Raw genomic sequence first — 19,341 nt, forward strand, 5'->3', positions numbered from 1 at the left:
GGCGGCTCAAACGGGTATTTGCGCGAGGGTTTGGTGAACATGACAAGTGGCTTTGGATTGGGTACGCGCAGAGAGATCCCTGCGCGCTGGGTTGGTTTATTCGGCTGCTTTGAGCTCTTTGCCTTGCGGGATGACCTCGTAGCCGGGCTCCTCGGGCTCGTCATCCAGCATTTCCGGCGGGAAGCCGGGGGCGCGGATATCCAGACCGGTGGCATCCTCGAGCCGGCGGATGATGTTCGGTGACAGTTCGCGGTCGCCGTAGCGTTTGATGCCATCATCAAAGATCTCTACCATCAGCGGGCTGATTTCCAATGGCACGTTTGCGCGGTCGGCTACTTCCTGGAACAAGCCGACGTCCTTTTTCACCAGATCCATGGTGAAAGAAATGTCGCGGCTGCCGTTCAGGATGACCTGACTTTCAGTGATATGCGAGAAGGAGTTGCCCGAGCTGATTTTGATCGCCTCATAGGTGGTGTTGAGGTCCATGCCTGCGGCCTTGGCGGTGACCAGCGCTTCTGCGTTGGCGACCAGATGCACGGTGGCAAGGTAGTTGGTGACAACCTTCAGGACAGAAGCAGAACCCAGTTCGCCGGTGTGCAGAATGCGGCGGCCCATGGTGGTCAGAAACGGCAGGATGCGTTCAAACGTTGCGCGATCGCAGCCGGCAAAGATGGCGATGTTGCCGGTGTCGGCGCGGTGACAGCCGCCGGAGACGGGGCAATCTACTGCGGCACCGCCACGCTCAATCACCATGGCACCCAGTCGTTTGGCTTCGGCCTCGTCCGTGGTGGACATTTCCATCCAGATCTTGTCCTCTTTCACTTCGGGCAGCATTTCCTGCATGACCGCATCTGAAGCGGCGGGCGATGGCAGGCAGGTGATCACGGCATCGCAATCGCGCATCAGCTGTGCGGGGCTTTCGCCAGCCTTGGCACCACGGGCGACAAAATCGGCGACCAGATCAGCGTTCAGGTCGTGCACGGTCAGGTCGATGCCATTGCGCAGCAGGGATCCGCTGAGCTTGCCACCGACGTTGCCGAGGCCGATAAATCCAACTTTCATTTTCGGGGTCTCCTTTGTGTTCCGAAATCTGTGTGTGTTTTGTGCGGGCGGCCCTAGCAGACCGCCGCGTCATTCCATCGGGTGTCTTCAAAAATCCGGCCTTTGTAGTGGCCAGAGAGGATGTTTTCGCGGGCCTTGTCCCATGAGGCGGCCCATTCTGTTGCATCGCGCAGCTCGGATTCGGGGTTGGCGCGGCTGCGGGCCACAAAGCCGGGAAAGGCGGGGCGGCCGGTGGGTTGGCCGGTGGGCAGATAGCGCAGATCGACGCTCCACCGCAGGCCATCAGAGAGGTTTGGCAGGGCGCGGTGCACGTTCATTTTGTGGAACAGAACGATGCCGCCTTTGTTGACGGGCAGCGGTACCGCCTCGCGGTCGGCCATAACCTTGTCGGGCACTTGTGGCTCAGAGGCCAAGGCGAGGTTTGAGCAATGCACCTTGGGCCCCTCTGAGTGCGAGGCGGGGACAGAGGCGAGGCAACCGTTTTCAATGGTCGCCTCAGTAATGGCGAGCCAGACCGTGACTTGGGTGGTGTCGTCCGCCTCGGGCAGCAGGGCAACGATGTCCTGATGCCAAGTGGTCGCGCCGACGTTGGAATGGCCTTTGAGGTCTTCGTGGACCGCCTTTTCCGGCGGCTTCATCCGCATTTGCTGCACCGGGCTGGAGGAAATTTCCGGCCCGATGAATTGTTCGACCACATCAAGGATTTTTGGATGGCGCATCAGGTGAAACACGGCGGGGCCGGAGTGCATATGGAAGGTTTCAGGGTCGATGCCTTCGTTCAACAGTGGCAGCGAGACGTTCAGATAGCGGTGCAGATCGGGGTATTCGGCAACCAGTGCGCTGTAGCGGTCGCCAAATTCGAGGTGGGCCATGGTGTCTTTGACCTTGCCTTCAGCATGCAGTTGATGTGCAACATCATCCAACAGGGCAGCGTATTCTTCTTCGATTTCTAGCAGGTCTGCCGGGTCGATCAGGTCGGGCATCGCCAGGAAACCGTTCTTCTCAAACGATGCGATCTGCTCCTGCGACAGCGCAGGTTGTGACGTGGTTTTAGACATTGGTCCCTCCTGTTGGCGATGGTGAACTAGGAAACTCGATGCTTGATCTCGACCTCCGCGCCGGGGCGTGGTGGTTCGGAATCGTCCAGAATGTCGGGAAAGCCGGGGGCGCGCAGGTCGGTGCCGCAGTCATCCTCAAGCCGTTTTACCACCTGACTGGACCAGACGCGGGGGCCGTAGCGTTTAAGCCCATCCTCCATGGCGGCTACACAAACGGGCGACAATTCCACGGGCACACCCAGCGATTTGGCCAGATCATCAAACAGGGTCACATCCTTGACCTCGTGATCCATGGTGAAGTTGATGTTGTAGCTGCCGTTCAGGATCAATTGGCCTTCGGTTTCGTGCACGAAGGAATTGCCGGAACTGACGCGGATGGCGTCATAGGCGACGGCCAGATCGATGCCGGCCTTCTTGGCGACCATGAAAGCCTCTCCGGTCGAGACAAGTTGTACGCCCGCCAGATAGTTGGTGATCACCTTGAGCACCGAGGCCGTGCCAATGTCGCCGGTGTGGACGATGTCGCCGCCCAGAATCGAAAGGATTGGCATGACCTTATCAAACGCCGCGCGTTCACCGCCTGCAAAAATGGCGATGTTGCCGGTGGCGGCGCGGTGGCAGCCGCCGGAGACCGGGCTGTCCATTGCCATGCCACCCTTGGCCTCGACCAGTGCACCCACGCGCTTGACCTCGGCATCATCGGTGGTAGACATTTCCAGCCAGACCTTACCTGAAGACATGCCAGCGATGACGCCTTCCTCGGCTTCCATCACTTGGGCAGAGACCTTGGGAGATGGCAGGCAAGTGATGATCACATCGCAGGCCTCGGCCATTTCTTTGCCACTGTCGGCCCATGTGGCACCTTGGGCGATCAGATCCTCGGCAGCGTCGCAATCAATATCGCGGACCATCATATCCTGGCCATGGTTCAGCAAATTGCTGGCCAGTTTGTGGCCCACGTTGCCCAGACCGATGAACCCTATCTTCATGTTCTGCTCCGCTCTTGTATGCTGTTGCGCCCCTTAAGGGGCGACTGAGTCACTCAGCAGAGTGCGTTACGATTTAGAAAAAGAAAAACGATATATTTGGCGTTTAATCCCTAAAAATATTTATGCTAAGAGAGGGCATGGCAGATCCCTTACCCAATCTCATCTGGCTGCGTAGTTTTGAGGCAGCTGCACGGCATCTGAACTTTACCGAAGCGGCGTCAGAGCTGGGGCTGACGCAGGCGGCGGTCAGCCTGCATGTCCGTTCACTCGAGGGGCATTTGCATACCAGCCTGTTTAACCGCGCGCCGCGCAATCTGAGCCTGACAGAAATGGGGCGGGCCTATTACCCAGTGGTGCAGCGGGCGATTGACGATCTGTCGCTGTCAACGGCGGGGTTGTTTGGGCCCAAGCTGAAAAAGGTGGTGAACCTGCGCGCGCCGGTATCGACAGCGATCTTGTTGCTGGCACCTAATCTGCTGGAATTTAACAAGCGTCACCCCGAGATTGAAATTCGGATGATTTCATCGATCTGGGCGGATCGATTGTCGGAAACCGATGTCGATATCGATCTGCAGCTGGGTTATGCCGAGCGGTTTCCGAGATCGATCGAAATGCTGTGCACTGAAGAGATCACCCCGGTGTGCCATCAGGATCTCGCGCAACAAATCCGATCACCGCAAGATCTGTTGGGCATGACCTTGATCCACATTCTGGGGTTTGAGGATCACTGGACACGGTTTTTCAGCGCTTACGGGTTGGAACACACCAAGGCGCGCTATGGCTTTGCCTTGGACACCACCGCCGCGGCGGTTGAAATGGTCTCATCAGGTTTAGGGGTGGCGCCGATCCTGACGCGGTTTGCCGATCAGGCGATCAAAATCGGGCGGCCGATTGTCAAGCTGAGCAAGCCCGTTGGGCTGGAACAGTCTCATTTTCTGGCGAAAATGCCGAGGGCCGCGCGGGAACGGCCCGAGGTGCAGGAGGTCAAGGCATGGCTGCGTGAGTTGTTCGCAGCGACGGTTTAGTGATTACGAAACGTATCGCCAAAATCGATGGTGGGTTCCAGCATGACGGTTGTCGGTTCGACCTCGTCTTCCTGATCCACGCGCGCAGCGATGATTTCAGCGGCTTGTTTGCCAATGTCGTAACGACAGGCGTCCATTGTGGCCAAACGTTTGGGCAGACCCTTGAGCAGGTTGACCCCGTTAAAACCAGCCAGACCGATCTGATTGGGGATGTCGATGCCCTGTTCCTGCAGGTACAGCAGGCCACCGACCCCGATCATATCGTTTGAATAGTAGATGAAATCCAGATCCGGGGTACGTTTGAGAATATCGGCGGTCATCTCGCGACCTTTGGCAAGAGCAGAGCCGCCGGAGTAAAACTCCTGATCTGCGACTTCAATGCCAGCCTTGGCCAGCGCCTGTGTAAACCCTTCGAACCGTTTGCGGGCGCGATGATCCAGCAGCATCTTCGTGCCGAGGAAGCCGATCCGCTTGTAGCCGGATTCAACGATGGCCTCGGCCATCTGTTGACCGGCGCGGCGGTGGGAAATGCCGACGACGGAATCGACAGGGGTGCCATCGACATCCATAATCTCGACCACAGGAATGCCCGAGGCGCGCAGCATGGCGCGAGAGGCATCTGAATGTTCAATGCCTGCAAGGATCACGCCAGAAGGGCGCCACGACAGCATTTCATAAAGAACTTTTTCTTCTTTTTCAGGCTGATAGCCGGTGATCCCGACCACCGGCTGCAGATCGGTTTCGTCCAAGGCGTCGCTGATACCGGTCATCACTTCGGGGAAGACCATGTTGGACATTGATGGGATGATCACCGCCACCAGATTGACCCGCTGACTGGCCAAGGCCCCAGCAATTTTGTTGGGGACATAGCCAATGCGTTTGGCAGCGGCCAAGACCCGTTCGCGTGTTGTGGCAGAAACATCACCGCGGTTGCGCAACACCCGGCTGACCGTCATCTCAGAGACGCCGGATTCTTCGGAAACGTCACGCAGGGTGAGAGGGCGGTTATCCTTGGCTGTCACTGGCAATATTCCTGATTGGTTTTCTAATTGTTAGCTTGAACACCCTGCCGGGATCAAGCGGGACTTCGGAATGCGGAGGGCTGGTGGTGCCCGAAAAACACCTGTACCTAAAGCAGAAATAAAGAGCGTGTGTTCGCCTAAAGGGGCAAGCCTCCCTTGGGCATGGTGGAAAGAGACGCCCGCCGCCACAGAGGCCGCAGGCCAGCAGAGGAGAGATGAGATGACTTGGGGAATGGTAGAGCCGAAAAATTTTGGCGAGTGGTGGCCAGATCCGCAGCGCGGTTTTTATACGTGGGATGAAACGCTGCAAACCTATTACGATACCGAGATGTCTGAGGCTGACAAGGTCGCATTGGATATGGCTGATGGCGTAAACAGATTCACGTTTTCACGGAAGTTTACCACAGATATGGGCCCCGTGGATCGGGGGGAATGTCCACAGGTCTATGAAACCCGAAAACCGCTTAAAAAACTGGGTGCATTAATTATGTTGTCAAGCGGTTTTCTTGCGGTTGATGAAGCGCTGAAAGCGGTGATCGAGACGCTGGAACCGGATGTGCATCAGTTTTACCCGCTGAGGATCGAGGACCAAAAAGCTGTGGCTTTCCCCAAGGCTTACTTTGGTCTGGTGATCCGGCAGTTCCGCGACAGCTTTCGCCCTGATGACAGTAAGGAAGGCTCGTGGGAAAAGATGGAATTGGTTGAGGGATACAGCGTTGTGTATGAGCTTAAGGAGCATATCAATGGGCTGGCCATGTCCACAGAGGCAATCGGCGAGGCGCATCTCTGGCGTGAGTCGGTGTTAAGTTCTCCGACGGTTTTCTTTTCCGATGCGCTGCAGGCAGAGATCAAACGACAGGGCCTGCGGGTGCCCAAGCATTTCAAGGTGATCGAGGTTTGAAACGACGTGGTTTAACTGCAAGCGTAGGGTGGACAATCTCTGTCCACTTCCGCCTTTCCCATGCATGTGCACCTGTGTTGACTCATATGGTGGGCAAAACTGCCCACCCTACTGATGCGTTGCAGGCAGAGATCAAGCGGGTGTTACTCGCGGAACGCTTTTGTGAAGTAATCTGATAGAGGTTTAACCAGATATGCGATGGGGCTGCGGTCTGCTGTTTTGATGAAGGCCTCGACCGGCATGCCGGGGATCAGCACGGTGCCTTCGGGCAGGCGTTTGATCTCACCTTCGTTCAGGATGATCTCGGCCCGGTAATGACTTTGCCCAGTGTTTTCATTCTCAAAGGCATCGGCCGAGATGGTGACGACCTTGCCGACCAGTTCCGGGGTTTCGCGTTGGTCGAGGGCGGAAAAGCGCAGGGTCACGTCCTGATTGATATTGAGCTTGTCGATGTGGATTGTTTCGACCTCCGCATTGATAACCAATGGGCGGTCTTGCGGAACGATGTAAAGCACAGGATCGGCCGGGCGAATGACCGAACGCAGGGCAAAAACCTGCATGCCATAGACCACGCCGGACACGGGGGCCTTAATGTCGAGCCGGGACAGGCGTTCGATCAGGGCGCGGCGTTGTTCGTGCAGCTCAAGCTCGCGATATTGCAGGTCGCGCAGTTGCGAGATCGCCTCTTCCCGGCGGGTGGTATCGAGTTTCAGGACTTCGATTTCAATCTCGGTGATACGACCTTCAGCTTCAGCTTTTTGCGCCTCTAGGTCGCCCATACGTCCCAAAAGGCCAGCTTCTTCGCGTTGGAGCGCCAGCACTCGGGTTGCCTGTGCCAATCCACGATCCAGCAATTGCTGTTGGTCTGCAAGTTCCTTGGTGATCAATTCATGTTGACGGCTAAGGGCAGTTTGCTGGGCTTTGAGGCCTTCGATCTGATTGCCAATCTGTCCGCTGCGCTTTTCCAGCTGATCGATTTCATTCTTTGTAGATTCTGCCCGCGCGGCCAGCAGTCGCTTTTGCCCAGCAATCAGGGCGGCGGCGTCAGGGTTGCTTTCAGCAATGGAGGTGATCAGCGTGTCGAATTCGATGTTTTCATTCCCGTCGCGCTCGGCCTCGAGCCGTCCACGCCGGGCGATCAGTTCAAACAGCTGACTTTCGGTGATTGAAAGCTCTGATTGCAGTTCATTGGGGTCAAGGCGAATAAGAATTTCGCCCATCGCAACCACGTCGCCCTCGTCCACCAGGATTTCCTCGACCACACCGCCATCGGGGTGTTGGACAATCTGGCGGTTCTGATCCACTTCGATCCGGCCACCAGCGATGATCGCACCAGAGATGTTGGCCATAACCGCCCAAGTGCCAAATCCACCCACAAGAATGAGCAAAGTAAGCAGGCCAATGGCGAGAGGTTTTCGAGCGGACCAGCGATTGGGTTGATTTTGGCCAAGATTGGTCATTGCACACCCCCTTGCGCCGCGGTTTTGGCAATTTCGGTGCGGTTCTTGACCACTTGCCGCAGGACCTCGTCCCGCGGACCAAAGGCGCGGACGACGCCAGTATCAAGCATCAAAAGCAGGTCACATTCTGCAATCGCTGCGGGGCGGTGGGCGATGATCAAAAGCGACCTGTCGCTGGATTTGAATGCCTTGATCGCACGGTTAACCGCTTCGCTGCCCTCGTTATCGAGATTGGAGTTAGGCTCATCGAGAACCAGAAAAACAGGATTTCCATACATTGCGCGCGCCAGACCGATGCGCTGGATCTGCCCGCCAGACAGGCGACCACCATTCGCGGCGACACGCGTATCGTACCCATCAGGGAGTTTCAGAATCATCTCATGTGCGTCGGCCTTGCGCGCGGCTTCGACCACTTTTTCAGCGTCTGGCTCGGGCGAAAGACGCGAAATGTTTTCGGCGATGGTGCCATCAAAGAGGGATATCTTTTGCGGCAGATAGCCAATGTGCTGACCTAACATTTGTGGCGGGTATTGATCCAGCGTTGCGCCGTCGAGACGGATATCGCCGCCGGCAGGGCGCCAAACACCTGTAAGGGCGCGCGCCAAGGTGGATTTGCCCGCGCCGGAAGGGCCGATTACGCCAACAGCCTGGCCCGGTGGGATGGAAAAACTGACAGATTTCAGAATGGCATGTTTTTCCCCTGGTGGGGCGATAGTCAGATTCTTTACGTCGATCTTCGCCTTCGGTTCAGGCAGAGGTGTTCTGGGTTGTTCAGGCGGAACAGTTCCCAAAAGTTCGGCCAGATTACCCCAACCCCGCATGGCACCCTGAACCATGGCCCACTGCCCAACGATCTGTTCGATCGGAGCCAGTGCGCGGCCTAAAAGGATGGACCCGGCAATCATTGCACCGGGCGTCAGTTCCCCGCGCAGGACCAATAGTGCGCCGAGCCCAAGCATCGCGGACTGCAAGAACAGGCGGAAGGTCTTGGTGGTGGTGGTAAAAGTGCCGCCAAGGTCGGTGGATTTCATTTGCTCTTCGAGCGCGTTGTCGCGAACCTGATGCCAGCGGGCAAAGGCGGCATCACGCATGCCCAAAGCTTGCACCATCTCGGCCTCGTTGCGCATTTGGTCTGAAATGGCTTGGGCCTGCGAGGATGCGCGGCTGGCCGATAACGTGGGTGCACGTGTGACCACTTGGTTTATGACTGTGACTACAATCAGGATCACACCGCCAATGAGCGCGAGGATCCCAAGCCAAGGGTGGAAAATCCAGATACCGATCAAAAATATCGGGGTCCAAGGCAGGTCAAACACCGCACCAAAAACTGGCGAAGAAAGCAGGCGTGAGATCGAAACCAGATCCGCTGGTCCAGCGGGATTGGTGTTGCCTGGAAGCGCTGCGCGACGCAACGAGGCATCAAATACGCGTGGATCCAGATCGGATTGAAATCGTGCACCAATGCGGCCCAGAATACGTCCCCGCGCATAGTCCAGAAAACCCATCATGCCGTAAAGAAAGACCACAAGGGCCGAGAGGGCGACCAATGTTTCCACAGAGCGGCTGCCCAGTACGCGGTCATAGACCTGCAGCATGTATAGTGGGCCGGTCAGCATCAGCAGATTGGCGAAAAAGCTGAAAACACCAACAAACCAGAACAAGCCACGACTGTTTTTGCGGGCTTGGCGCAATTCGGCCTCACCGGCCTGTATCATTCTGGCTTCTGGGCCTGCCATGTTACTTACTTTCCTAATTACTTAAACGAATTTGCGGCGCGCTGCCGGTTTCACAACACTTAGATTAGCTCAACAATGAAGTATCCAGCAAATTTGCATCCAAATTGTGATGAAAATCTTCTATTTTCGAGATTTGTTGCGCTTGCATTACAGACTGAGTGGGTATTGCGGGTACAAGCTGGGACATCTTGGTGATTGCACTTAATCAATGATTTGGCGAACAATTCCCAACAACAAATCTGCCCCGAGCGGAATCAGCCTATCAGGGAAATCGTAATCCGGATTGTGAAGTTGCGGCTGATCGGGTCCTGAGCCCAAGAAAATCATCGCGGCTTCGGTTCCGTTCTTTCCAAAATGACCAAAATCTTCCGACCATTGCATTGGGCGCGACATGGTTGTGGATTGCAATCCTTGTCTGGCAGCGCCGGCATGAACAAGTTCAGCCGCTTCGGTTGCATTGACAGAGGCTGGAAAAACGTCGTGCCAACTGATGTTGGTGGTCAGATCACCTGAGAGTTTTGCAACGCAGTCTTGTGCCGCATCGACGAGCGCATCCATCTTGGCGTCAGTCACGCTCCGCAAGGTGACTAGCAGCTCTCCTTCCCCCGGGGAAATGCCGAAAGTTGCTTCACCAAGCCGCACATGCGTGAGCGTTGACATGGCAAAGTCCTGATCCAACGGTCCACCTGCGCCGAGTTGCGCAAGCTGTTGCATCAATTGCGCCATGGCGGGGCCCGGTGATAGGCCGTCCTGCGGGGCGGCTGCATGCGAGGTTTTGCCCGACAATGTAAGACGCATTCCACGTGATGCGCAGTTTGCAACGCCGTCTACCACCCGAATATCGCCAAGGGGCCAGCCAGGAACATTGTGAATGGCGAAGGCGCAATCAGGCTTGATTTCACCATATTTAGAGTCTGAAACAACGGCTGCAGCGCCTACGCCGGTTTCCTCGGCAGGTTGGAACATGAGGATGACGCGGCCTTTGGCAGGCGGCTGTTGACCAAAGGCAAGCGCGACAGCCATGACGATGCTCATGTGCCCATCATGACCGCACAGATGCGCAGTACCGGGGACTTCCGAGCGATAGGGAAGATTCGAGATTTCCTGAATTGGAAGGGCATCCAATTCGCAGCGGATCAATACGGTTGGGCCCTCGTCTGCGCCAATAAATTCTGCCGCGACACCGAAACCACCCAAACCGGTGATGATCCGATCTGCCCCGGTTTTGCGAAGTTCGGCCTCGATAAGCCGGGCGGTTTCACGCTCCTGCCCAGAAATCTCGGGCTTTCGATGTAGTGTTTGGCGCAGGTTTGTCATCTGCTCAATTTGATCAGCCGTAAGTTCACGCATGGCGGTTTTGTCCTGTACTGCCGCGCCTGAGGGGGAATTCACCGGTGTTTTCCCTTTGTCAGGTCTGGAATTCTGTTTAACGTCTGGCTGAGCCTCTTTGGGGGAGGATATTACCAGTTCAACGCTCAGTTTAAAGGGAGATATACATGGGACGTCGTGATGATCTGATTGCTACCTATGCAGATGACTTGCGCAACAAATGCGGGATGGAGCCTGACATGGCCCTGCTTGAAAAAGTGACCATTGGCTGCGGCCCCGCGATTTATGACAATGACGGATCCACCGTGGCGGCGACTCAGCAAAGTGAGATCGATACGGTCAAAAATAACTTTCTGATTAAGAAACTGGCGTTGGATGATGGGGCACATCTGGATGATGCGATTGCCCATGTGCTGGACACTTACGGACGATCCGAGCGCAATAAATACCGCGCTGTGGTCTACTACATGCTGGTCAAACAATTCGGAAAAGAAGCCCAATACGGCTAAAAACTAGGCCTCAAGACATTTTGTACACCCGTCTGAATTTCAGGCGGGTGTTTTGTTTATGATCCCCATGTTGGTTAATTTTTCTGACCGCTCACAACGGTTTATCTATGTCAAAGCTTGACAGAGGCCGCCTCATAGACCGAAGCTGTTGTGGGGAGATTGACCATATTTTTGCATTTGACGTGGATGCAGGACATTTGAATTGATTTGACTGCAAGCTCGCACTGGCTGGGCTTTGGAATGATCAACCTATGAAACTGGCATTTGCCATGTCATGAAAATGTGGCAATAAATTCGCCATATATAAAGAATACAGAGTCCAACAGGAGTATATTATGAAAAAGCAAATGAACCGCCGTAGCGTACTGAAAGGTACCGCTGCATTTGGTGGCGCGGCCCTTGCGGCGCCGCTCTATTCCAAGAGTGCGCTTGCCTCTTCAGGTGAAGTGAACATCCTGATGTGGTCAGATTATTTGCCACCAACGTTCCTCGAAGAATTCGAAACACTGACCGGTATCAAGGTGAACTATACCGGCATTGGTTCGAACGAAGAAATCATCAACAAGATGAAAGCGACCAAAGGTCAGGGTTTCGATATCGTCAGCCCAACCAACAACCGCTCACTTCAGTGGGGTCCGCTTGAGCTGCTGCAACCTTTTGACCTTAGCAAGGTTAATGTCGATGCGGTGAACCCGGCGATGATGAAAATCGGTACAGATGCGTGGAACTTTGGAGACAGTGGTGCACATTGGTTACCGCACATCTGGGGTACGGAAGGCATCGCCTATCGTACTGATTTGTGGCTGCCTGAAGGTGATGCACCATCCTACGGCGATGTATGGTCTGAAGCGAACGCTGGTAAAACCATGGGCCGTGCGCATTCTATGATGCTGGGCGCGGGTCTTTACATGGAAGCCTCGGGTGAAATGGACGCCGGTTCGGTCTGGTCTGCTTATGAAAACGAAGAGAACATGAGAAAGGTCTGGGGTCAGATCACTGACTGGTGTGTGGCGCGCAAAGACCGGATCAAGCTGATCTGGAATGATGCGGATACTCAGAAGAACGGCCTGCTGAATGAAGGCGTGATTGTTGGCCAGACATGGGATGGTCCGCCGCTGGCGCTGAAATCCGCAGGTGAGCCGGTGCACTATCAGGCGCCGGTTGAAGGTGCGATGGCCTGGGTTGACGGGATGTCGATGCCAATCGGTGCGACTAACGTTGAGCAAGTCTATGCCTTCATCGAGTTTGCCTACAATAAGCAAGCGGCCGGTGTGGCGATTGACAGCCACGGCTACAACTCGCCGGTTCTGGGCGCGGATGCGTTCTCGGGCGATGTTTACAAGAAAAACTTTGCTGAGGCCTATCCAGGGGATAGCCTTGCGAACCTGAACCCATGGCCAGCGGAAGCGCCATGGTATGCGGACATCCGGACTGAGTTCGTGAACAAGTTCAAGAGCGCCTGATTGCTCTGAACCTTGCCCCCTGCGCTAACGCGCGGGGGGTATTTGTAGTTGCGCCTAAATGGCTAAAAAGACTGAGATAAAACAGCGGTAAAAGAATCGCGAAACAGGGAGAAGTGGAACATGAGTGCTGGAGTCGGCGTTGATCTTGAAAACCTCTGGATCCGCTTTGGGGATTTTGTCGCGGTGCGCGACGCAAACGTACATATCAAAGGGGGCGACTTCTTTTCGTTCCTCGGGCCATCGGGATGCGGGAAAACCACCATCCTGCGGGCTGTATCCGGGTTTCTTGAGCCGTCCGAAGGTAATGTCCTGATCGGTGGCAACAATATGAAGGGCATTGGACCGAACAAACGACCGACCGCGCTGATTTTTCAGAACCTTGCGCTGTTCCCGTTGATGAAGGTCTGGGAAAACATCACGTTTTCGATGGAAATCAAGGGTGCCAGCGCGGGTGAGCGCCGCAAGCGCGCTGATGAACTGTTGGAAATGATTGCACTGCCAGATCAGGGCGACAAGTTGCCATCCGAGCTGTCGGGTGGCCAACGTCAGCGGGTGGCCATTGCCCGTGCGCTTTGTGCTGAGCCTGATGTTCTGCTGCTGGACGAGCCGCTTTCGGCGCTTGACCTTAAGCTACGCCAACATATGAGGACAGAGCTGCGCGAAATTCAAAAACGGGTTGGCATCACATTTATCTATATCACCCACGACCAAGGCGAAGCGTTGACCATGTCGGACGACATTGCGGTGATGCGTGCGGGCGTGATTGACCAGATCGCTGATGGTAAAACCATTTATAACGATCCGGCCACCGCCTTTGCCGCGTCTTTTGTTGGGGAAAACAATGTGTTCCGCGGCAAGGTGGCCAAGGTGATGGGCAACGAGGTGATGATTTCAACCAACCGTTCCGGTGATTTGGTCTCGCGTGTCTCGACCGCCAATCAAGGCAAACTGAACGTGGGCGATGACGCGATGATGTTCATCCGGCCTGAGGCCTTGGCATTGGCACCGGATGGAGCATCCGGCGATCATTTCGTTACGGCAACGGTTACCCACGAAGAATTTGAAGGCAACGTTTTCAACATCTTCACCGAGGGTGACGGAGGCAAAGAAATCAAAGTTTCGCTTCCGAACCTTGGTCAATCATTTGAATCCCACACAGGTCAGCCAATCACACTGGAATACGACAGCAACAATGCTGTTGCGGTTCCGGCGGGTGAGCTGGCGGCAGAGTAAGGAGGCCTGATATGCCCGGCTTCCTAAAGGAATTCTTTAACCGCAACGGCATGGGGATGGGATTGACCATTCTGGGCCTGGTTCTGTTTTGGACTGTGGGCCTGATCATTCTGCCCCAATTGTCGATGCTTGATTTCTCATTCCGACCCAACCTGCCGCCACCGGAAATTGGTGGACCTAAGGACGTATATACGCTTGAGAACTACAAATACCTGATCTTTGGCCCTGAGGGCGGCAGTCAGGATTACAACGTTGTCGACCTCAAGGTGTTTTACCGGACGTTGATTGCGGCGGTCTTCGTCACGATCTTTAATCTGATCCTGTGCTATCCGATCGCCTATTACCTGGGTCAAACCAAAGGTAATCACATCCGCATTTTTGCGCTGATGTTGATCATTCCATACTGGATCAATGAGATCCTGCGCGCCTTTGCCCTGCGCATCATTTTTGGCGAAAGCGGGGTGCTGAATACTGTGTTGATGGGTCTTGGAGTGTTTGATACGCCGTTCGACTTTGTCCGCAATGATATCGCACTCTATGCTGGTTTGGGGTACGCCTATATCCTGCTGATGATTTTCCCCATCTACAACGTGATCGAAAGCCTTGATCGCAACCAGATCGAGGCGGCACGCGATATGGGGGCCTCGTGGTGGCGGATTCACCGTCGCGTGGTCATCCCCTATGCCAAGCCGGGCATCAGTTCGGGCTGTACCATGGTCTTCATGTTGTCAGCCGGGGCACTGGCTGCGCCTCAGATCCTTGGGGGGCCATCCAGTCTATGGTTCACGCAGCTGATTTACCAGCAGTTCAATGATAACAGCGACTGGCCACAAGGCGCCGCCTATGCGGTGGTTCTGTTGGTTACCTGTATCTTGCTGGTGCTGCTTGCCATGCGCCTGTTCAAAGTGAACATGGGGGATATTGGCAAATGATGAGCGAACGTATCATTCGTTATAGCATCTGGATCTATCTGGGCATTTTCTTTGCCTATCTGTTGGGTCCATTGGTGATCATGTCGATCACGGCCTTTAACTCCCCCACCTTTCCGCGGGCCACACCGTGGGAATGCCTGACCTTTGAATGGTTTTCGGCCCTGTTTCAGGATCAGCGTATTCTGAACGGGATCAAAAATTCGATCATCGTGGGGTTGGGGACGGTAATACTGTCGGTGTCGATGGGTCTGGCAGGCGCGCTTATGCTGACCCAGATCTGGCCAAAGCTGCGGGCTACATATTACACGATTATCATCGCGCCGATCCTTATTCCCGGCGTGGTTCTTGGTATCTCAACGCTGGTGTTCTGGGATCGAATCAACCGGATGTTGGGATTGGGTGCAGACAGCTTCCTGTCGAACGGGTTGTTCCTGACGATCATTGGTCAATCGACCTTTATCGCCAGTTATTGCCTGTTGGTTCTGGTGGCGCGGTTGCAGCGTTATGATCTGGCCCTGACCGAGGCGGCGCTTGATCTGGGGGCCAGCCATGCACAGGCGTTTCGCAAGATCTTGTTGCCGTTCATGCGCCCGGCGATTGCGTCGGCTGCGGTTCTCGCATTCTTGGCAAGTTTTGAGAACTATAACACTACCACGTTTACCTTTGGAGAATACCCAACACTGACGATCGAACTGGCGCAAAAGGTCCGCTATGGCATCACGCCGGCGATTTCCGCGCTTGCGTTCATCATCGTGGCGCTGACGGTGTTCTTTGCCCTGATCAACGAAAGCAAGATCAAACGCAAAGAACAAGTCATGGAGGCGCGTAAAAATGCCACCGTGGCTGAGCTGAGCAAAGGTGTGAAGGTTCCCGGTTTCCTGAGCGGTAATCCGGCGGCCATCGTGCTGGTGTTGTTCTGCATCGGGTCTGTGGCCGTGGTCGGTACTGCAACCGCATATAGCCCGGATCAGTGTATCGCCCGTGTCAAAGAGCAAAAGCAAATCGAAGCTGAAGAGCGGATCAAGGAACTGCGTCGCAAGCGTGACGCAGACAACCTGAAGAAGTTCAAAGGCGTCTTTGATCCTGACGAAATTTCGCCAGAAGAAGAGGAAGCACCAAAACAAGACAACAATTCTGGGTTCGGCGGCGTCTTTGACCCGAACGCATTGAGCGGTGATGACGATGCGCAGGATGGCAGCGACGCTTCAGGTGGCGATGAAAGTGGCAATAACTCTGGATTTGGTGGGGTGTTTGATCCCAACAATCTGAATTCAGATTAATGCCTGATCCGAGCCGCCTATGATGAGGCGGCTCGGATACTTTAATGACGAGTGCGGGTTTTCGGACCATCTGATGTGATCGAGTCTAAAGACAATGTATGATCCATGTTGCGCATGCGGTGACGTAGCATTGCGCGGGTCAGCCGATTGAGATCAGCCGTGTATTTGGGATTGTGGGCAACGTTTTCCATCTCGCCTTTGCCATTATGATCAAAAAACATGGGCGGTAGTTCAGCTGCGAATTCAACAAGCGTGAAACGCTGGTCGCGCAGGATGCCGAGGCAAGAGTCGCTAGGCCCGGTCTTTAGTGTTCTTTCCCATATCGTCGGGTTTTCCGGTTCGGAAAAATCAAGTTCTGAAAAACTATAGCTGCGCCAGTCACCTGGCGTTTCTCCGAGAAGCAGTGGAAGCAGCGAACGTCCATCCATGGAATTTGGAATCTCTTGCCCGATCCAATCCAGAATCGTAGGGGTGACATCGATGGATTCGGTAGGAACAGTCACAACCTGCCCCGCATTGGCAATATTGTCTGGCAGGCGAATGATCAAAGGAGTGTGATAGGCGGCATCATAGACTGTCATTTTGCCCCAAGCGTACCGATCGCCCAGCATTTCTCCGTGATCGGCAGTGATCACCAGCATTGTGTTATCATACTGGCCGCTGGTTTTGAGGTAATCGATCACGCGCCCGATATGGTGATCGACTTCGGTTGCGAGACCCAGATAGACCGAGCGCAGAGTTTGGATGTTTTCATCAGTTGGCTCTAAGTCTGGGAACCCTTCGACAAACTTGGCGGCGTTCACGCTTTGGAGCATTGGGCTAAAAAACGGATGAAGGTCTTCTTCGGCTTCCATGCTGGCCAAACGTTGCGGCAGCGGAAGGTCGTTTGGGTCGTACATGTCATTGTACCGCGCTGGGGCCACCAGCGGGGGGTGTGGGCGGATGTACGTGAGGTGTGCAAACCAGTTTTGGCTGGAATAGGCTCTGATTTTCCCTAAAAACGAATCTGTTAGGAAAGCTGTGTCGCTATGCTCTGCCGCGTAAATGGCTGGGCCATTCAGGCGCTGGGTTCCGTCCTCATCGGCTTGCGGTTTATAGATGTCCCAATAATTGTCGAACTCATATCCTTCGGACATCAATAGCGATTGCCAAGGATATGACATTTCCATCCGCATCTCGGTAATTTCGTGAAAGCCGACCATCGGGTATTCATAGGTTTTCATCGCCGGGTCATTGGCATGATGCACACGCGGATCTGATGATGTGTCGGTGTAGCCAAACAACATTGGCAAATACCCGGCTTTGCGGATTTCAGTGGCGAGATTGGGGATATCGTGTCGCAATGGTGTGCCGTTGCGGACCGAGCGGTGGTTCATCGCATACTGCCCAGTCAGGATCGAGGCGCGTGACGGTCCGCAAGGGTTGGTGACTGAAAAGTGCCGATCAAACGTCACGGCGTCTTTCATCAAAGCGCGCATGTTGGGGAGGTCAACATGCTTAGCCAATGCGCCATTCAGAGAATCCGCACGCAATTGATCAATGATGATGAACAGCACATTCCGTGTTTTTGCCATGTTTAGTGTCCCGCTAGATGCGTTCGTAAGCCGTGTTGAATTTGTAGTTTAAGCTCAAGCATAACTTAGGGCTGGGCGCAATTGTGAAATATGCTGGTATTTGACCGAATATCCCTCATTTTCGGTCAGTATCTCGAAATATTCTGCGAATAATGACCGTTTATGTTGATTTTTGTGTGAATTTGCGTGTTTATAGCGGAATGAAGGATCACTCTGCACATTCCCATAGGGAACTGGAGTTGCTGGCCGCCCTGAGGCGGTTGGGCGGCTCTGCCCGTTCTGCCGATTTGGCGCGACTGTTGGACGTGTCTGAGGAAACAGTGCGCCGCGCTATCAAGTCCTTGGCCAAGGCAGGGGTGCTGCAACGTGTTCACGGGGGCGCGCATCTGGCCGGAAGTCAGGGGGATTCCAGTTTCTTTCAGCGGATTTCGGAATTTTCCAAGCAAAAGAAGGCGATCGCCGCCGCCGTACCGGACATGATCGAGCGCGGATTGACGGTGTTTCTTGATGTGGGGTCAACCACTGCGTTCATTGCCGAAGAGTTGAGGCTTCGTACAGATCTGACCTTTGTAACCAATTCGATCAGCGTGGCGCAAACCTTGGTGAGCCATGAGGGCAATCGCGTCCATATCCTGGGCGGCGAAATGCAAAACAACGAACGTGGCGCGTTTGGGCATATGACGGAAAATCAGGCGCGCCGGTTTTCTTATGACTTGGCGATACTGTCCGCTGATGGATTTTCTGCCCAGTCCGGCCCGCTTTACCTGAATGCAGCTGAGGCCTCGTTAAGCGAAGTGGTGGCTGATTGCGCCGGTCAGATTTTTCTGCCGGTTGATCATCACAAGTTTTCGGCGCGCGCACCGCATCGGGGGATAGATCCGCACCGAGTTGATGCCTTGCTGGCCGATCAGATGCCATCCGATGATTTGGTGTCCGCCCTGAAAAACTGGGATGTCACTTTGAAAATTTGTGAAGGAAAAGATTAATGCCGCAAGCCGAGTTGGAGCTTTCTTTGAAGGAGCACGCTGCCCGAATTGCTGATATCGCGGGCAATGCGGCGCGGGGGTATTTTCGTGGGCGATTGGGGGTCGAGTTCAAGGCCGATGAAAGCCCGGTGACCCAAGCGGACAAAGGGGTAGAGGCAGAGGTGCGTGCTTATCTGAAAAAACATTTCCCTGACCATGGGATCTTTGGTGAAGAGCACGGGATTGAGGGGGAGAACCGGAGCCAAATGTGGGTGATTGACCCGATTGATGGCACCCGTTCGTTTTTATCAGGCCATCCCCTGTTTGGGTTTTTGCTTTGCCATCTGGTTGAGGGAAGTCCCCAGATCGGTGTGATTGGCATGCCAGCACTGAATGAGGTGCTGATCGGTGTGCGGGGGAATGGTACGACATTGAATGGCACACGAGTTCATAGCTCTGACCAAACGGAGCTATCGAAAGCGATTTTGTTCATCAACGAGGGGGAGAAGCTGCACCGTGATTACCCCGCCATGTTTGGTCAGTTGATCACATCGGCACAGACCATGCGATTTTCTTATGATTGTTACCCGCACGCCTTGCTTGCGATGGGGCATGTTGATGCTGTGGTTGATTATGATCTTCAGCCCTATGACTATTTGGCCGTTTCTGTTGTGGTCGAAGAGGCTGGTGGTATTGTCACGGATTGGGACGGCAACGCGCTGACGCTCGAGGCCGATGGCCGAATTGTCTCCGCGGCATCACCGGAGCTTCACAAGCAACTTTTGGAACAGGTGAACATCTAA

General features: G+C 54.7%; 17 protein-coding genes. 9 read left to right on the forward strand and 8 right to left on the reverse strand.

The features are described 5' to 3' along the window. Positions 1-96: 96 nt before the first annotated feature. From ROA7450_RS09700 to ROA7450_RS09710, 3 genes are read right to left on the reverse strand one after another with little or no spacing between them, the layout of a single operon-like run. Positions 97-1,122 (reverse strand): NAD(P)-dependent oxidoreductase, encoded by a 1,026-nt coding sequence (locus ROA7450_RS09700; RefSeq protein ID WP_370738208.1) that lies wholly within the window; start codon positions 1,120-1,122, stop codon positions 97-99. Next, entirely contained in the window at positions 1,116-2,120 is a 1,005-nt protein-coding gene (locus ROA7450_RS09705; RefSeq protein WP_085805511.1) for a phytanoyl-CoA dioxygenase family protein, read from the reverse strand. Before ROA7450_RS09705 ends, ROA7450_RS09700 begins: the two co-directional genes overlap by 7 nt. Positions 2,121-2,146: 26 nt before the next feature. Continuing rightward, the gene (locus ROA7450_RS09710) at positions 2,147-3,109 is read right to left on the reverse strand and encodes an NAD(P)-dependent oxidoreductase (RefSeq protein ID WP_085805512.1); all 963 of its coding nucleotides are present in this window, start codon (positions 3,107-3,109) and stop codon (positions 2,147-2,149) included. Between the two features lie 137 nt (positions 3,110-3,246). On the opposite strand from ROA7450_RS09710, the gene ROA7450_RS09715 reads away from it, so the two are divergent. Then, on the forward strand, positions 3,247-4,134 hold the full coding sequence (locus tag ROA7450_RS09715; protein WP_085805513.1) for a LysR family transcriptional regulator: 888 nt from the start codon (positions 3,247-3,249) through the stop codon (positions 4,132-4,134). Here ROA7450_RS09715 and ROA7450_RS09720 read toward each other — a convergent pair. Then, entirely contained in the window at positions 4,131-5,156 is a 1,026-nt protein-coding gene (locus tag ROA7450_RS09720) for a LacI family DNA-binding transcriptional regulator (RefSeq protein WP_085805514.1), read from the reverse strand. The genes ROA7450_RS09715 and ROA7450_RS09720 overlap by 4 nt on opposite strands. A gap of 220 nt (positions 5,157-5,376) precedes the next feature. Between ROA7450_RS09720 and ROA7450_RS09725 the strand changes: the two genes are divergently transcribed. Continuing rightward, the gene (locus ROA7450_RS09725) at positions 5,377-6,057 is read left to right on the forward strand and encodes an imm11 family protein (RefSeq protein ID WP_085805515.1); all 681 of its coding nucleotides are present in this window, start codon (positions 5,377-5,379) and stop codon (positions 6,055-6,057) included. A 143-nt stretch (positions 6,058-6,200) separates the two neighbouring features. Here the strand turns inward: ROA7450_RS09725 and ROA7450_RS09730 are convergent, their stop codons facing one another. The 3 genes from ROA7450_RS09730 to ROA7450_RS09740 all read right to left on the reverse strand — a co-directional run bounded on the left by ROA7450_RS09730 (position 6,201) and on the right by ROA7450_RS09740 (position 10,603). After that, positions 6,201-7,517, reverse strand: coding sequence for an HlyD family type I secretion periplasmic adaptor subunit (locus ROA7450_RS09730; protein ID WP_085805516.1), 1,317 nt, complete (start codon positions 7,515-7,517; stop codon positions 6,201-6,203). Further along, entirely contained in the window at positions 7,514-9,253 is a 1,740-nt protein-coding gene (locus tag ROA7450_RS09735) for a type I secretion system permease/ATPase (protein WP_085805517.1), read from the reverse strand. The genes ROA7450_RS09730 and ROA7450_RS09735 overlap by 4 nt, the downstream gene beginning before the upstream one ends. Before the next feature lie 201 nt (positions 9,254-9,454). Continuing rightward, positions 9,455-10,603 carry an amidohydrolase gene (locus tag ROA7450_RS09740; RefSeq protein ID WP_085805638.1) on the reverse strand — a complete coding sequence of 383 codons (1,149 nt, stop codon included), beginning with the start codon at positions 10,601-10,603 and terminating at the stop codon, positions 9,455-9,457. A 146-nt stretch (positions 10,604-10,749) separates the two neighbouring features. On the opposite strand from ROA7450_RS09740, the gene ROA7450_RS09745 reads away from it, so the two are divergent. The 5 genes from ROA7450_RS09745 to ROA7450_RS09765 all read left to right on the forward strand — a co-directional run bounded on the left by ROA7450_RS09745 (position 10,750) and on the right by ROA7450_RS09765 (position 15,999). Next, on the forward strand, positions 10,750-11,091 hold the full coding sequence (locus tag ROA7450_RS09745) for a DUF2853 family protein (protein WP_085805518.1): 342 nt from the start codon (positions 10,750-10,752) through the stop codon (positions 11,089-11,091). 335 nt (positions 11,092-11,426) lie between these two features. Then, a complete protein-coding gene (locus tag ROA7450_RS09750; protein ID WP_085805519.1) occupies positions 11,427-12,554 on the forward strand; it encodes an extracellular solute-binding protein in 1,128 nt (375 codons plus the stop codon). A 120-nt stretch (positions 12,555-12,674) separates the two neighbouring features. After that, on the forward strand, positions 12,675-13,787 hold the full coding sequence (locus tag ROA7450_RS09755; RefSeq protein WP_085805520.1) for an ABC transporter ATP-binding protein: 1,113 nt from the start codon (positions 12,675-12,677) through the stop codon (positions 13,785-13,787). A gap of 11 nt (positions 13,788-13,798) precedes the next feature. After that, the gene (locus ROA7450_RS09760) at positions 13,799-14,719 is read left to right on the forward strand and encodes an ABC transporter permease (protein ID WP_085805521.1); all 921 of its coding nucleotides are present in this window, start codon (positions 13,799-13,801) and stop codon (positions 14,717-14,719) included. Beyond that, the gene (locus tag ROA7450_RS09765) at positions 14,719-15,999 is read left to right on the forward strand and encodes an ABC transporter permease (protein WP_143534418.1); all 1,281 of its coding nucleotides are present in this window, start codon (positions 14,719-14,721) and stop codon (positions 15,997-15,999) included. Before ROA7450_RS09760 ends, ROA7450_RS09765 begins: the two co-directional genes overlap by 1 nt. Before the next feature lie 41 nt (positions 16,000-16,040). Here the strand turns inward: ROA7450_RS09765 and ROA7450_RS09770 are convergent, their stop codons facing one another. Then, positions 16,041-17,573, reverse strand: coding sequence for an alkaline phosphatase family protein (locus ROA7450_RS09770; protein WP_085805523.1), 1,533 nt, complete (start codon positions 17,571-17,573; stop codon positions 16,041-16,043). Between the two features lie 200 nt (positions 17,574-17,773). On the opposite strand from ROA7450_RS09770, the gene ROA7450_RS09775 reads away from it, so the two are divergent. Beyond that, positions 17,774-18,559, forward strand: coding sequence for a DeoR/GlpR family DNA-binding transcription regulator (locus tag ROA7450_RS09775; protein ID WP_085805639.1), 786 nt, complete (start codon positions 17,774-17,776; stop codon positions 18,557-18,559). Beyond that, positions 18,559-19,341 carry an inositol monophosphatase family protein gene (locus ROA7450_RS09780; protein WP_085805524.1) on the forward strand — a complete coding sequence of 261 codons (783 nt, stop codon included), beginning with the start codon at positions 18,559-18,561 and terminating at the stop codon, positions 19,339-19,341. Before ROA7450_RS09775 ends, ROA7450_RS09780 begins: the two co-directional genes overlap by 1 nt.

This window comes from Roseovarius albus, assembly GCF_900172335.1.
Lineage (GTDB): Bacteria > Pseudomonadota > Alphaproteobacteria > Rhodobacterales > Rhodobacteraceae > Roseovarius > Roseovarius albus.